General features: G+C 72.1%; 15 protein-coding genes. 7 read left to right on the plus strand and 8 right to left on the minus strand.

Features of this window, described 5'->3' with window-relative positions:
- Positions 1–116 precede the first annotated feature (116 nt).
- The 5 genes from PZC42_RS00245 to PZC42_RS00265 form a co-directional block, all read right to left on the minus strand.
- On the minus strand, positions 117–782 hold the full coding sequence (locus tag PZC42_RS00245) for a response regulator (protein WP_277207236.1): 666 nt from the start codon (positions 780–782) through the stop codon (positions 117–119).
- The gene (locus PZC42_RS00250) at positions 779–2446 is read right to left on the minus strand and encodes a sensor histidine kinase (protein ID WP_277207238.1); all 1668 of its coding nucleotides are present in this window, start codon (positions 2444–2446) and stop codon (positions 779–781) included. Before PZC42_RS00250 ends, PZC42_RS00245 begins: the two co-directional genes overlap by 4 nt.
- Positions 2439–3398: a Bug family tripartite tricarboxylate transporter substrate binding protein gene (locus PZC42_RS00255; RefSeq protein ID WP_277207240.1), complete on the minus strand. Its 960-nt coding sequence runs from the start codon at positions 3396–3398 to the stop codon at positions 2439–2441. Before PZC42_RS00255 ends, PZC42_RS00250 begins: the two co-directional genes overlap by 8 nt.
- A gap of 57 nt (positions 3399–3455) precedes the next feature.
- Positions 3456–4262, minus strand: a complete 807-nt coding sequence (locus PZC42_RS00260) for a hypothetical protein (RefSeq protein ID WP_277207242.1) — start codon at positions 4260–4262, stop codon at positions 3456–3458.
- Between the two features lie 97 nt (positions 4263–4359).
- Entirely contained in the window at positions 4360–4929 is a 570-nt protein-coding gene (locus tag PZC42_RS00265) for a TetR/AcrR family transcriptional regulator (RefSeq protein WP_277207244.1), read from the minus strand.
- 112 nt (positions 4930–5041) lie between these two features.
- Between PZC42_RS00265 and PZC42_RS00270 the strand changes: the two genes are divergently transcribed.
- The gene (locus PZC42_RS00270; protein ID WP_277207246.1) at positions 5042–5884 is read left to right on the plus strand and encodes an alpha/beta fold hydrolase; all 843 of its coding nucleotides are present in this window, start codon (positions 5042–5044) and stop codon (positions 5882–5884) included.
- Here the strand turns inward: PZC42_RS00270 and PZC42_RS00275 are convergent.
- Positions 5874–6563 (minus strand): response regulator transcription factor, encoded by a 690-nt coding sequence (locus tag PZC42_RS00275; RefSeq protein ID WP_277207248.1) that lies wholly within the window; start codon positions 6561–6563, stop codon positions 5874–5876. The genes PZC42_RS00270 and PZC42_RS00275 overlap by 11 nt on opposite strands.
- Positions 6560–7828, minus strand: a complete 1269-nt coding sequence (locus tag PZC42_RS00280) for a sensor histidine kinase (protein ID WP_277207250.1) — start codon at positions 7826–7828, stop codon at positions 6560–6562. Before PZC42_RS00280 ends, PZC42_RS00275 begins: the two co-directional genes overlap by 4 nt.
- Before the next feature lie 149 nt (positions 7829–7977).
- On the opposite strand from PZC42_RS00280, the gene PZC42_RS00285 reads away from it, so the two are divergent.
- Positions 7978–8394 carry a hypothetical protein gene (locus PZC42_RS00285; protein WP_277207252.1) on the plus strand — a complete coding sequence of 139 codons (417 nt, stop codon included), beginning with the start codon at positions 7978–7980 and terminating at the stop codon, positions 8392–8394.
- Positions 8391–9926 carry a multicopper oxidase family protein gene (locus tag PZC42_RS00290; RefSeq protein WP_277207254.1) on the plus strand — a complete coding sequence of 512 codons (1536 nt, stop codon included), beginning with the start codon at positions 8391–8393 and terminating at the stop codon, positions 9924–9926. The genes PZC42_RS00285 and PZC42_RS00290 overlap by 4 nt, the downstream gene beginning before the upstream one ends.
- 43 nt (positions 9927–9969) lie before the next feature.
- Here the strand turns inward: PZC42_RS00290 and PZC42_RS00295 are convergent, their stop codons facing one another.
- Positions 9970–10326 (minus strand): hypothetical protein, encoded by a 357-nt coding sequence (locus PZC42_RS00295; protein ID WP_277207256.1) that lies wholly within the window; start codon positions 10324–10326, stop codon positions 9970–9972.
- Positions 10327–10617: 291 nt separating this feature from the next.
- Here PZC42_RS00295 and PZC42_RS00300 point away from each other — a divergent pair, with 291 nt between their 5' ends.
- The 4 genes from PZC42_RS00300 to PZC42_RS00315 all read left to right on the plus strand — a co-directional run bounded on the left by PZC42_RS00300 (position 10618) and on the right by PZC42_RS00315 (position 13237).
- Positions 10618–11640: a 1-aminocyclopropane-1-carboxylate deaminase gene (locus PZC42_RS00300; protein WP_277207257.1), complete on the plus strand. Its 1023-nt coding sequence runs from the start codon at positions 10618–10620 to the stop codon at positions 11638–11640.
- A gap of 122 nt (positions 11641–11762) precedes the next feature.
- A complete protein-coding gene (locus tag PZC42_RS00305) occupies positions 11763–11996 on the plus strand; it encodes a helix-turn-helix domain-containing protein (protein WP_277207259.1) in 234 nt (77 codons plus the stop codon).
- Positions 11989–12606: a HipA N-terminal domain-containing protein gene (locus tag PZC42_RS00310; RefSeq protein WP_277207261.1), complete on the plus strand. Its 618-nt coding sequence runs from the start codon at positions 11989–11991 to the stop codon at positions 12604–12606. Before PZC42_RS00305 ends, PZC42_RS00310 begins: the two co-directional genes overlap by 8 nt.
- On the plus strand, positions 12554–13237 hold the full coding sequence (locus tag PZC42_RS00315) for a type II toxin-antitoxin system HipA family toxin (RefSeq protein WP_277209244.1): 684 nt from the start codon (positions 12554–12556) through the stop codon (positions 13235–13237). Before PZC42_RS00310 ends, PZC42_RS00315 begins: the two co-directional genes overlap by 53 nt.
- Positions 13238–13246 lie beyond the last annotated feature (9 nt).

The following is a 13246-nucleotide window of genomic DNA, read 5'->3' on the forward strand; positions in this document are numbered from 1 at the left end:
GCCCGGGGTCAGGTCCGGGCAGCTGGTGGGCACAGCGAATCATCGGCCGACGGCCACGTGAAGCCTTGCGTAGGTTGTCCACACAGTGGACATAGCGGCCTCTGTGGTCTTTGTGGTCACCCGGACCAGCTGTACCGGTGCTCGGGCCGGCCACGGGAGCCGTAGCGCATGGTCATCTCGGCCAGGCCCTGCGTGACGAGGTGCTCCAGGTACCGCCGGGCGCTCACCCGGGAGATCCCGGCGAGCTCGGCGCACTCGGCGGCGGACACGGGCTCGCCGGCCTCGCGCAGCGCGGCGCTGACCAGCTCGATCGTCGGTGCGGCCAAGCCCTTGGGGAGGCGGTTGCGCGACACCGGGCTGCGGAAGAGCTGGTCCACCTCCTCCTGCGAGACCGACGCGGACTCGCGCAGGTGGCGCCGGCTCGCGGCGTAGCGCTCCAGCTGGACGCGCAGGGCGTCGAACGTGAACGGCTTGATCAGGTAGTGCACGACGCCGCCACGCAGGGCCGCCTGCACCGTCCCGGCGTCCTGCGCGGCGGTGACCGCCAGGACGTCCACCGCCTGACCGTGGTCCCGCAGGGCACTGATCACCTCCAGGCCGGAGCGGTCCGGGAGGTAGATGTCGAGCAGGACCAGATCGGGCTCGAGCCTCGCGACGGCGCTGAGGGCGTCGGCCGCGTTGTGCGCGGTGCCGCACACCTCGAACCCGTCCACCCGCTCGACGAACCCACGGTGGACCTTGGCCACCATGAAGTCGTCGTCGACCACCAGCACTGTGATCATCGGCCTGCTTCCGTTCCCGTCGGTGGAGGTGGTGCGCCGTCGGCCGGCACCGGTGCCGGCCGTACGCCGTCGAGCCACGCGTGCAGCGTGGAGCCTGCGGCCTCGACCCCGCCGCCACGGCGCTGGCAGGTCATCCGTACGAGCGCGAGGCCGATCCCCTGGTGGGCACCACGCCGCCCGGTGGCGCCGTCCTTGGTGGTGACACCCTGACGGAAGACTGCCTCGACCATCGACGCGGGGATGCCTGGCCCGGAGTCCCTGACGATGACGTCCACCCGGGTGCCCGTGGTGGAGACGGTCACCTCGACCCAACCTCCCGGTTCGATCGCGTCGATCGCGTTGTCCACCAGGTTGCCGACGACGGTGACCAGGTCGTATGCCAGCGTATCGCCCACCGGCGGCAGCGCGGAGTCCGGCGTGACGTGCAGCCGCGCCCCCTGCTCGACCGCCAGGCTCGACTTCGCGATGAGGAGCGCCGCCAGGGCGGGCTCGCCGATCGAGGCCACCACCTCGTGGACCAGCTTCTCCCGGAGCTCGCTGGCCTGGTGGATGTAGCGGGCCACGTCGGCGAACTCGCCCAGCTCCACCAGCCCCGCGATCGTGTGCAGGCGGTTGGAGAACTCGTGCGCCTGGGCGCGGAGGGTGTCGGTGGCGGTCCGGCTGTCGTCGAGCTCCCGGCGCAGGGAGGTCAGCTCGGTGCGGTCTCGGAGGGTCGCGACGGCGCCCGCGTCCCGCCCCCGCACCAGGACGGGCATCCGGTTGAGCACCAGGACGCGGTCCTCCTGGACGACCACGTGGTCCTCGCCCTGGACACGTCCGGCGAGGACGTCCAGCACGGACTCCTCCAGGGGCAGGTCGGCGAGCGCGGTGCCGACGCCGTCGTCGGGCAGGCCGAGCAGCCGGACGGCCTCGTCGTTGATGATGGTCACCCGCCCGGCGGCGTCGATGCCCACCACGCCCTCCTTGATGCCGTACAGCATCGCCTCCCGGTGCTCCACCAGGCCGGCGATCTCGCGTGGCTCCAGCCCCAGGGTCTGCCGCGTCACGCGACGCGCCAGCAGCAGCGAGCCGACCACGCCGATCGCGCCGCCGAGCAGCAGGTACACCAGCAGGTTGGGCACGGCGTCGGCGAAGAGCTGCACCGGGGTGGGGTACTTCACCGCCACCACCACGAACCCGAGGATCTCTCCGGTGTCCGCGTGCAGCACGGGCACGTGGGAGACGAGCTCGTGCGCGGCGCCGTCGTCGCGGACGCCGACCCACGACTGCCCCGAGGCGACCGGGCTGTCCTCGGTCGGCACCGACTGCCCCTCGGTGCCGTGGGTGTCCGCATGCACGGTCGCCTCGATGGTCGCGACGAGCACGTAACCGGCCCCGTACACGATCCGCGTGGTCTCCGCCTGGCCGCCGGCGGCGCTCCGCAGTCCCTCGTTCCCCGGCTCGGCAAGACTGTTGCGCACCACGGACGTGGCGGCGAGGTTCTCCGCGGCGGAGAGCAGCCGCTGCCCTTCCTCGTTCCGGAAGGCGGCGTCCGCCCCGGCGACGGACGTGGCGGCCACCGCCGCCACCGCGAGCAGCACGATGCACAGCTGCAGGATCAGGAACTGGCTCGCCAGGGAGAGACCGCGGCGCGCCCGGGCGGTCCGCGTCGCGGTGCTAGCCATCGTCGGGCCCGCTGATCGACACCACTTGCTGGTCGAGGAAGTCGCGGAACTCCTCGGGGGGCAGGTAGGCGTCGGTCCAGCCGTTGACGGCCAACGTCTCCTGCCACTCGGGTGTCTCGCGGAGCTCGACGATCAGGTCACCGAGCGCGTCGGTCTCCGCGGGGCTCAGGCCCGGCGGAGCGAGGACGCCGCGCCAGTTCTCGAAGACCACGTCGACGCCCACCTCCTGGAGGGTCGGCGCATCGAGCCCCGCGACCCGGGCGGGCCCCGTGACGGCGAGCACCCGGAGCTGGCCGGAGTCGAACTGGGTGGCGTTCTGCGCATACCCGGTCACGGCCACGTGCACCTGCCCACGCACGATGTCCGGGAGGAGCCGTCCCCCACCGTCGTACCCCTCGTAGACGACCTCGTCCACGTCGATGCCGATGGCCTGGGCCACCATCAGGGGGGCCTGGTGGTCGGGCCCACCGGGCTGCGACCCGCCGCCGACCACGATCCCGCCCGGGTCCGCACGCCACGCGTCGACGAGGTCCGCCATCGTCCGGAACGGCGAGTCCTGGGCGACCACCACGACGTTCGGTTCGACGAGGAGCCGGGCGATCGGCGTGCAGTCGGCCAGCCGGGCGTCGCCCGACCACTGTCCTTGAGCGCCGGCGAGACCCAGGCCCATCACCATGAGCAGGCGCGGGTTGCCCTCCTCGTGGACCAGGCGCTGCATCCCGACCATGCCCCCGGCTCCGGGCAGGTTGAACACGTCCGCGCCGTCGACGGCGGAGGAGGCCTCCAGAGCGCGCGCGAGGTTGCGGGCCGTCAGGTCGTACCCGCTGCCCGGGGGGTTGGGCACCATGATCCGCACCCCGTGGGGATCGACGTCGGCGCTGACGGCGCACCCGCCGGTCGCGAGCAGCAGCACCGTCAGGACACGCGATGTCCACGCCATGCCACGCTGCATGAGCACACGGTACCCGCAGGCGTTCCGGGGCCGCGCCTGTTCCCGGTCGCGGGTACGTCACGGTTCGAGGTGTACCTCGCCGCGGGCGACGACGGCCCGGTTCTGCAGCACGGAGACCTCGACACGATCCTCGTCCGCGGTCGCGTAGACGTCTGGTCGGGGCACGTACTCGACGAAGTGGTCGATCCGCATCGACACCCCGGCGACGGAGCGCTCCGGCCGCAAGATGCTCGCCGCGCGCGACGCCGCCGAGACCAGGACGTGGCCCGAGACCCGGTCGAGCGTGGGGTCCACCTGCCGCGGATCGTCGGACTCCCACCCGATCTGGCCGAGCAGCCGATCGCCGCGCTGGTGCAGGACGGTGAGCGGTCCGGCATCGTGCCGGACGGGCGCCGTGCCGATCGGTGGCGCGTCGCCCCGGACCGCCGGGTAGGTCGCCGGGTCGATCGCCTGTGCCGAACCGCTGCCGTGCGCGATCTCGCGCGAACCCACCCGCAGCGTCACGGACGCCTCGAAGGCGCTGGTGACACCGTGACGCTCGCGGCGAGAGTGCAGGCGGGCGAACGCCGTCGCGCCGAACGACCCGGAGTCCGGCAGGCGCGGCGGCCGCCCGGCCCACCGGAACGAGATCCTCAACAGGCTCAGGTGGTGGTCCGGCGGGATGGCGAGGCACTGGCGGGCCAGCACCATCCCGACCTGCCGCACGAGCTCCAGGCCCGTCAGGAGCGGCATCGGGCCGCCGTCCGGCAGGCCACGGGGCGCGGAGACCCGGACAGGCAGGTGCCAGGCCTCCGTGCCGGCCGCCGTCGCGCTCCCGACCTGGACGACTCCGGGACCGGCGTCACCGGCGTCCTGCCCGCTCACGAACATGCCCCGTTCAAGTTCTCCATGCTCCAAGATGCCTGGTCACGGCGGATCAGTCCACCCGGACGGCGGTGGAGACGAGGCTTGGGCGGTCGCGTCATCCGTCAGCAGGTGCCGCGGCGTCGAGCAAGGTCTCGGCAGCGGCGCGCGCGTGCCGGGCCATGGTCGTGTCGCCCGAGATGGCGGCCGTCGTCTGGGCGCCCTCGGCCAGGAGGGTGAGCTGCGGTGCCAACCAGGCCGGGGCGCCGGCGTCGGACACGAGGCGGGCCACGTACTCGCCGAAGTCATCCTTCTGGTCGCGCACGACGGCCGCCGCCGCGGCCGACCCAGGACCCATCTCCCCGAAGGTGTTGATGAAGGCGCAGCCGCGGAACGTGGGTTCGCGGAACCAGGCGTCGAGGAAGTCGAAGATCGCGAGGATCCTCTCGCGGGCCGTGGTCGCCCGTTCGCTCGCCGCGGCGATGCCCGCCGCCCACGACTCCCGGCGGTGCTGGAGGACGGCGACGAGCAGCTCCTCCTTGGAGGCGAACATCGCGTAGATGCGCTTGAGCGGGACGCCCGCCGCCTCGCGCACCGCGTCCATCCCCACGGCCTGCACCCCGCGGGCGTAGAAGAGCTCGTCCGCAGCCTGCACCACGCGGTCTCGCGCGGTCCTGTCGTCGACCATGCCACCTGCCTCCTCGGATCTCTCGTCACCACTTGCGCGGAGAACGATCGTTCTCTACTGTAGCCGACAGGAGGGAGAACGATCGTTCTCCCGTCTCTTGGAGGGACAGACCATGGGCTACATCAGCGTCGGCCGCGAGAACACCACCGACATCGAGATCTACTACGAGGACCACGGCAGCGGGCAGCCGGTCGTCCTGATCCACGGCTACCCGCTGGACGGCAACAGCTGGGAGCTGCAGGCGCGCGAGCTCCTCGACGCCGGCTACCGGGTCATCACCTACGACCGCCGCGGCTTCGGCGCCTCGAGCAAGGTCGGCACCGGCTACGACTACGACACCTTCGCCGCGGACCTGAGCACCGTCCTCGAGACGCTCGACCTGCGGGACGTCATCCTGGTCGGCTTCTCCATGGGCACCGGCGAGCTCGCCCGCTACGTCAAGAACCACGGGCACGAGCGCGTCGCCAAGCTCGCGTTCCTCGCCTCGCTCGAGCCGTTCCTCGTCGCGACCGACGACAACCCCGACGGCGTCCCGCAGTCCGTCTTCGACGGCATCGCGGAGGCCGCCCGCAGCGACCGGTACGCCTGGTTCACGGACTTCTATCAGAACTTCTACAACCTGGACGAGACGCTCGGCTCGCGCATCAGCGAGGAGGTCGTCAGGGCCAACTGGAACACCGCGACCGGTAGCGCGCCCGTCGCCGCCTACGCCGTCGTGCCGGCCTGGATCGAGGACTTCCGCGACGACGTGAAGGCTGTGCGCGCGGCGGACAAGCCCTCGCTCATCCTGCACGGCACCGCGGACAACATCCTGCCGATCGACGCGACCGGCCGGCGCTTCCACGAGTCCTTCCCCGAGGCCGAGTACGTCGAGATCGACGGTGCCCCGCACGGCCTGCTGTGGACCCACGCCACCGAGGTGAACGAGGCCCTGCTCCGTTTCGTCAAGGCCTGAGACCCGGGTGCGTCCCGGGTCCTCGGCTCCCGGGACGCACCAGCCCCGACTCGTAGGCCAGCACCACGAGTGCCGCCCGGTCACGCGCGTCCAGCCGGGTGAGCAGCCGGCTCACGTAGGTGCGGGCGGTCGCCGGCGAGAGGAAGAGCTCCGCCGCGATCTCCGCGTTCGTCAGGCCGCGGCCGACCGCGCCGAGCACCTCGCGCTCCCGGTCGGTCAGCGCGTCCAGCACCTCGTTGCCGGACGGCGGCGGCCCGGTCGTGACGGCCCGCATGACACGCGCGGTGACCGCGGGCGACAGCACCGAGTCCCCGGCGGCGACGGCGCGGACCGCGGTGCGCAGGTCCGACGGCGTCACGTCCTTGAGCAGGTAGCCCGCGGCCCCGGCGCGGACGGCCGCGAAGACGTGCTCGTCCTCGTCGAAGGTCGTCAGCACCAGGACGCGCACGTGGCGCAGGGCAGGGTCGGCGACGATCGCGCGGGTGGCCTCGATGCCGTCGACGCGGGGCATGCGCACGTCCATCAGCACGACGTCGGGCTGCACCCGGCGGACGAGCGCGAGGCCCGCCTGACCGTCCGCGGCCTCACCGACCACCGCGATGTCACCGTCCCGCTCGGCGAGCGGGCGCAGCCCGGCGCGGACCAGCTCCTGGTCGTCGACGATGGCGAGGCGGATCATGCGTCCAGCCTCGCCGGGAGGTCTGCGACGACGGTGAACCCGCCGTCCGGTGCGTCGTGTGCCCGGAGGGTGCCGCCGAGGAGGTACGCGCGCTCGCGCATGCCGTCGATCCCCGCACCCGCCGGCCACGCGCCCGGCGCGCCACCGGCGCCGCGCCCGTCGTCGGTCACCATGATCCGCAACCGCCCGTCCGTGACGGCGAGCCGCACGAGCGCCGCCCGAGCGCCCGAGTGCCGCAGCACGTTCGTCAGCGACTCCTGCACGATCCGGTAGGCGGCGGCGTCCACGGTGGCGTCGATCGACCCGGTCGGCACCTCCACCCGCGTCGACACCGTCAGCCCGCTCGCCCGCGCGGGCTCGACGAGCGCGGCCAGGCCTGCCGGCCCGGTCGCGGCCGGCAACGTCTCCCGGTGGTGGGTGCCCGGCTCGTCCCGGTCCTGCGCGCTCCCCGCCGCGCCGTCCGGGTGGAGCGGGCGGCGCAGCACCTTCACGGTCGCCCGCAGCTCGTGCAGGGTGGCCGACGTCGCCTCGCGCACGTGCCGCAGCGCGGTACGGGCGCCGTCGTCGTTGCGTCCCACGGCCTCGCTGGCGACCCCCGTGTGCAGGGCGACGACGGACAGGTTGTGCCCGACGACGTCGTGCAGGTCGCGAGCGATGCGCATCCGTTCGGCCTGCAGCCGTTGGTCGGCGGCCCGTGCCTGCTCCGCCGCCGTGAGGGCGCGGACCGCCTCGGTGTGCTTCCGCGCCCCGCGGGTCAGCCGGACCGCGACCCCCAGGGCGACGGCCGCGGCGACCAGCGCGACGTTGGTGACCAGGTCGTAGACGGTCAGGGTGGCGGACGGGTCGTCGTCGGTCACCCGGAAGAACGTGGCCACGACGATGAGCACGGCCCCGGAACCGACGGCCCAGCGGGTGCGGTCCAGCTCGGCCGCCGCGTAGAGCGCACCCACGGCGGGCAGGGCCATGCCGATCGGGGCGAAGCCGAGCGCGTAGTACGCGAAGACCGCCAGCACCGTCGCGACGACCATCACCACGGGTGCGCGACGGCGCAGCAGCACCAGCGCCCCGAACCCGGCGGCGAAGAGGTACGCACCTGCCCCGTGGCCGGTGGCCTCCCCGGCGCCGTCCGTCCCGGCGGCGTCCGTCGCGACGACGAGCGCGATCACCAGGGTCATCGAGAGCGCGAGGAGGACGTCGGCCACCCAGGGTGCCGGCGGCGTGGTGCGGGCACCGGCGTCGTCGTCGGCGGGGGAGGGCCTGGACACGAGCCCCAGCGTAGGGCCGCCGAGCGCGGCTCGCCCTTCCCCGCAGGCGCGCTCAGGGACGTTCAGGGTGACGTGTCGCCCCGGGGCGACACCAGGAGACGCTCGTGGGCCGATGCGGAGGCCCGGGCCTGCCGAGGAGCGTGGGTGGCATGACCGCACAGCCTCCTTCCCAGCACACGTCCCGGCGACCACGAGGCATCCGGTGGCCGCTCGTCGCGGGCCTCGCCTCCATGGCACTGCTGTGGCCGCTCACCGGACTGATCGGGGCCGGTGGGACCGGCCCGGGCCGGGCCTTCGCCATCATCGGGCTCACCGCCCTCGTGTGGATCGGCGTCGTCGGGTTCGGCCACGTCGCCCGGCCCGTGGCCACCCTGACCCTCACCGGCGTCGCCTTCGGGATCGTCGCGCTGGTGGCGTCGATGCTCGTCGGTGGCGGCGGCGTGCTCGGTGACGGGGCCGCACCCTGGACCCTCGTGCCGGTGCTCGCGATGGACGCCTTCTGGGGGTTCGTCGCCGGGCTTCTTGCGCTGGCGGTCCAGCGTGCCCTGGCGGGAGCGGGCCGATGACCGCCCGTCCCCCCGCCCGACGCCGCGCCGTCGTCCGTGGCGCCGCCGGTGTCGTGGTCGCGGCGCTGGCTGCGGGGTGCGGCGCGATCCCCGGATCGGTGACCTCGGTGGCCGACGTCGCGTTCGACCGCGAGCTGGCCGTCCCGCCGCTCGCGCAGTCCGAGGTGGTCGACGGCGTGCGCACGTTCACGCTGGAGGCTCGGACCGGGACGTCGGAGCTGTTGCCCGGCGTCTCGACCACCACCTGGGGGTTCGACGGCGCGTACCTCGGCCCGACGCTGCGCGCCGAGCGCGGGGAGCGGGTCGCGGTGGAGGTGACGAACGGCCTCCACGAGGCCACCAGCGTGCACTGGCACGGCATGCACCTGCCGGCGGCGATGGACGGCGGCCCGCACCAGGAGATCGAGCCCGGTGGTACGTGGCACCCCACGTGGGAGATCGACCAGCCCGGGGCGACGCTCTGGTACCACCCGCACCCGCACGGCGAGACCGAGGAGCACGTCTACCGAGGGCTGGCGGGGATGTTCATCCTCGACGACGACGCCACGCGCGCGGCCGACCTGCCCTCGGAGTACGGCGTCGACGACATCCCCGTCGTCGTGCAGGACAAGGTGCTCGACGACGCCGGGCAGCTCCTCCTGAAGGACGACGGCGGCGAGCCGGGGACCCTCGGCAGCACCGTGCTGACCAACGGGGTGGCGGGCGCCTACCAGGAGGTCACCACGGAGCGCGTCCGGCTGCGGCTGCTCAACGGGTCGACGGCACGGACCTACCAGCTCGGCTTCGAGGACCGGGCGTTCGAGCTGGTCGCGACCGACGGCGGCCTGCTCGACGCCCCCGTGACCCTCGACGACGTCCGCCTCGCCCCGGGGGAGCGCGCCGAGATCGTCGTCGCGATCCAGCCCGGCGAGACCACACGCCTGCACTCCTTCGAGGCTGACCTCGGTGGGGTCGCGGCCGGGTTCGCCATGGGCGGCAACGACGCGTTCGACGTGCTCGAGCTGCGCGCGGCCGACGACCTCGTACCGTCGCCGGAACCGGCCTGGACGCCGTCGTCGTCCGCCGAGGACGACGCGCTCGACCCCGACGACGCGACCGTGACCCGCACCTTCGAGCTCGACGAGCGCCGGATCAACGGTGAGCTCATGGACTCCGGCCGCATCGACGAGGTCGTCACCGTGGGGGACACCGAGGTGTGGCAGGTGCGCAACACGATCCCCATGCCGCACAGCTTCCACGTGCACGACGTGCAGTTCCGCATCCTGACGATCGACGGGCAGGCACCGCCGCCCGAGCTGACCGGATCGAAGGACACCGTGTACCTCGAGCCACGGCGCACCTACCGGCTGCTCATGCGGTTCGAGGACCACGCCGACGCCCGGGTGCCGTACATGTACCACTGCCACATGCTGCTGCACGAGGACGAGGGGATGATGGGCCAGCTCCTCGTCCTCGTGCCTGGTTCGGACGTGACTCCCGGGCCGCTCCGGGGTGGCGCCGTCGACCAGCTCGACGGGCACCACGACCACTGAGTTCGGCGCCTGCCATGATCGGCGCAGTACCGACAGGTGTGCCCTACTCGGTGATCTTCTCGACCTCGGCGAGGACGAGTCCGGGGTCGCCTTCCGCCACACAGGCGGTGACGGCGTCACCCCTGTGCTCGTGCAGGTCGTCGAAATCCTCACCGCCGCCGGACACCGTGTCGCCGAGGACCAGCCTCTCGCCGGACGACGTCGTGAGCTCTCCCTCAGCAGAGAGAGATACTCCCGCAGGCCAGACGACGACGCGGACACGGTCACTGTCAGCAGTGGGCGCCATGCCGAGACATCCTTCGGGGGTCATGGCGACGACGCCCTCGAACGCAGCATCACCTCCACCGAGGTCGGCCACCTGCATCAACGCCGTGGTGCTGCCTTCCGTCTCGACCCTCATATTGGACGCCACACCCGACGCGACTGATCCCGAGCCGCACGCGGCCAGCGCGGCTCCCATGACCAGGACAGCCGCCACCGTCAGGAGGCTGCGCCATCGAGGATGATCTTCATGAGCTGAGCCATCATGAGGCTCAGGGCGGTCCAGCCAGCTACTCATGGGTTCTCCAGCAGGTCGAGCCCATCCGGCCGCGTGTGCCGGAGCGGGACGTGGTGTCTGCGCAGGAACGATGCCAGCAGATTCCGAGCGTGTCAGCAGGCTCGCCGTGCCGCCCGGGTGAAGAATCGGCGGATGGCGCTCGCAGACTTCCCTCGGCACCCGTTGACCTTCGGCCCCAGCCCGATCCACCCCGTGGACCGGTTGAGCGACCACCTCGGTGGCGCACGCCTCTGGATGAAGCGCGAGGACGTCTCCAGCGGCCTGGCCTACGGCGGCAACAAGGTCCGCAAGCTGGAGTACCTCGTGCCGGAGGCACTGGCCCAGGGCGCGGACACGCTGGTCTCGATCGGCGGGGTGCAGTCCAACCACACGCGCCAGGTCGCTGCCGTGGCGGCGCACCTGGGGATGCGGGCGGTGCTCGTCCAGGAGCACTGGGTGGACTGGCCCGACGCCGTGAACGACCGGGTCGGCAACATCATGCTGTCGCGGCTCATGGGCGCGGACGTCCGGCTCTCCCCGGCGGGCTTCGGCATCGGGTTCAAGGACTCGTGGCGCGAGGCGATCGAGGACGTCGAGGCCTCCGGTGGGACGCCGTACGCCATCCCGGCCGGGGCGTCCGACCACCCGCTGGGTGGCCTCGGGTTCGCCCGGTGGGCGCACGAGGTCGCCGAGCAGGAACGCGACCTGGGCGTCTTCTTCGACACGATCGTGGTGTGTGCGGTCACCGGCTCGACCCAGGCCGGGATGATCGCCGGGTTCGCCGACCTGGTGGAGAACTTCGGCGGACGGCGGCGGCGGGTGCTCGGCATCGACGCGTCGGCCAAGATCACCGAGACCCGCGACCAGGTCGCCCGGATCGCCCGCCGCACCGCGGCGGCGATCGGTGTGGGGCGCGACCTGCGCGACGACGAGATCACCGTGCTCGAGGGGTGGGCGGGCGACGCGTACGGCATCCCCGTCGACTCCACGGACGAGGCGATGCACCTCGTCGGGGGGCTCGAGGGCGTCATCCTCGACCCCGTCTACGAGGGCAAGTCCATGGCTGGGCTGATCGACCTCGTCCGCCGCGGCGACATCCCGCGCGACTCGAACGTCCTGTACGCGCACCTGGGTGGGCAGCCGGCGCTCAACGCATACAGCGGCCGCTACCACTGACGGTCGGCGTCCGGTGCACGGAGCGCATCCTGACGATGAAATGGTAGTCAAGGTGCTTGACTACTGATTCGTAGTCGAGCACCTTGACTACAGATCCGTAGTCGTCGGCGAAGGGGCGGAGCATGCCGTACACCGGGCGAGTCACCAGTCCCGAATCGCTGGGTCGCATCCTGCAGCAGGCGCGCCTGCTCCACGGGTGGAGCCAGCGTGAGCTCGCGGCACGTATCGGCACCACGCAGCGCTATATCTGGGAGATCGAGTCCGGGAAACCGTCGATCTACACCGAGCGGCTCTTCGCGGTGCTGCGTGAGACGGGTACCGAGCTGTCGGCCACGATCGGGACGGACGATGAGTGAACTGGTCGTCGACCTCTACGACACGACGGTGGGCACCCTGACCGGGCGAGGGGCCGGTTTCGACTTCCGTGCCGACCCCGGTGCGATCGATGCGTTCGGCCTGGACAGCCTCGTCCTGTCCGTCGCGGTGCCGCTCGCCGTCGTTCCGGCGCGCGCTCGTCGTGGACGACGGCAGAACTACTTCAGGGAGCTCCTGCCGGAAGGCCAGATGCTGACTCGTCTCGCGCAGCAGGCCGGGACGCAGGCCCACGATGTCGTCGCCATGCTGCGCGCCTATGGTCGCGACGTCGCCGGCGCGCTACAGATCTGGGACCCGGAAGCGCCCGGCGAGCCCAGGACGCCTGCCGTCGAGCCGCTGACTCGCAGGGGCGTCTCCGAGCTGCTCGCCGACGTTGCTTCGTTCCCGCTGGCGAACAAACCGAACGGAGGAAAGACGTCGCTCGCAGGTGTCCAGGACAAGGTCGTCCTGACCCGTACGGCTCGCGGATGGGCGCGCGCTGGACGGATACCCGTCGACGCACATCCTCAAGCCCGAGTCCCGGGACTACCCCACGATCATCTACGACGAGGAGTACGGCGCCAGGTTCGCTCGGGCGCTCGGGCTCGCTGACTTCCACACAGGCATCGAGGAGTTCGACGGAGTGCCCGCCCTCGTCATCGAGCGCTTCGACCGGACGGAACCGGGAGGCGCCGAGACCCCGCCGCAGCGCATCCATCAGGAGGACTTCAACCAGGTTCTCGGGACGCAGGGGGACCAGAAGTACCAGCGATACGGAGGCAAGGTCTCACTGGCTCGAGTGGCTCGTGAGCTCACCGTCCTGGGTGACGTCGACGGCGTCCGGCGCCTGGCACGCATGACGGTGCTGGCGGCGGCCGTCGGAAACCTCGACATGCATGCCAAGAACCTCGCGTTGCTCCACCACCGTGACGGGACCGTGCGCCTCGCCCCGGCCTACGACGTGGTGCCGCAGGCGCACCTGCCGAACGACGGCGAGCTCGCACTCTCCGTGGACCGCACCGATCGCCATGCATCCGTCACCCGGTCGCATCTCGTCGCCGAGATCGACTCGTGGGGAGTGCGGGAGGCGCGGCGGATCGTCGAGGAGGCTCTGGACACCGTCCTCGCGACGGTGTCCACCCAGGCGCCGGATCGCCATGCCCATCCGGGACTCTCTGAGGACATCCTGCGATTCACGACCAACCTCCGCGAGGGACGCGCGGTCGGTGCCCGCCAGCCCTGAGGCACCGGG

It is taken from the genome of Isoptericola croceus, assembly GCF_029382255.1.
Taxonomy (GTDB): Bacteria; Actinomycetota; Actinomycetes; order Actinomycetales; family Cellulomonadaceae; genus Isoptericola; species Isoptericola croceus.

Bases quoted from the DNA above. Each gene is read 5' to 3' on its own strand.
- PZC42_RS00245 (WP_277207236.1), bottom strand. From the start codon at position 782: ATGATCACAGTGCTGGTGGTCGACGACGACTTCATGGTGGCCAAGGTC.
- PZC42_RS00250 (WP_277207238.1), bottom strand. From the start codon at position 2,446: ATGGCTAGCACCGCGACGCGGACCGCCCGGGCGCGCCGCGGTCTCTCC.
- PZC42_RS00255 (WP_277207240.1), bottom strand. From the start codon at position 3,398: ATGCAGCGTGGCATGGCGTGGACATCGCGTGTCCTGACGGTGCTGCTG.
- PZC42_RS00265 (WP_277207244.1), bottom strand. From the start codon at position 4,929: ATGGTCGACGACAGGACCGCGCGAGACCGCGTGGTGCAGGCTGCGGAC.
- PZC42_RS00270 (WP_277207246.1), top strand. From the start codon at position 5,042: ATGGGCTACATCAGCGTCGGCCGCGAGAACACCACCGACATCGAGATC.
- PZC42_RS00275 (WP_277207248.1), bottom strand. From the start codon at position 6,563: ATGATCCGCCTCGCCATCGTCGACGACCAGGAGCTGGTCCGCGCCGGG.
- PZC42_RS00285 (WP_277207252.1), top strand. From the start codon at position 7,978: ATGACCGCACAGCCTCCTTCCCAGCACACGTCCCGGCGACCACGAGGC.
- PZC42_RS00290 (WP_277207254.1), top strand. From the start codon at position 8,391: ATGACCGCCCGTCCCCCCGCCCGACGCCGCGCCGTCGTCCGTGGCGCC.
- PZC42_RS00295 (WP_277207256.1), bottom strand. From the start codon at position 10,326: ATGAGGGTCGAGACGGAAGGCAGCACCACGGCGTTGATGCAGGTGGCC.
- PZC42_RS00300 (WP_277207257.1), top strand. From the start codon at position 10,618: ATGGCGCTCGCAGACTTCCCTCGGCACCCGTTGACCTTCGGCCCCAGC.
- PZC42_RS00305 (WP_277207259.1), top strand. From the start codon at position 11,763: ATGCCGTACACCGGGCGAGTCACCAGTCCCGAATCGCTGGGTCGCATC.
- PZC42_RS00310 (WP_277207261.1), top strand. From the start codon at position 11,989: ATGAGTGAACTGGTCGTCGACCTCTACGACACGACGGTGGGCACCCTG.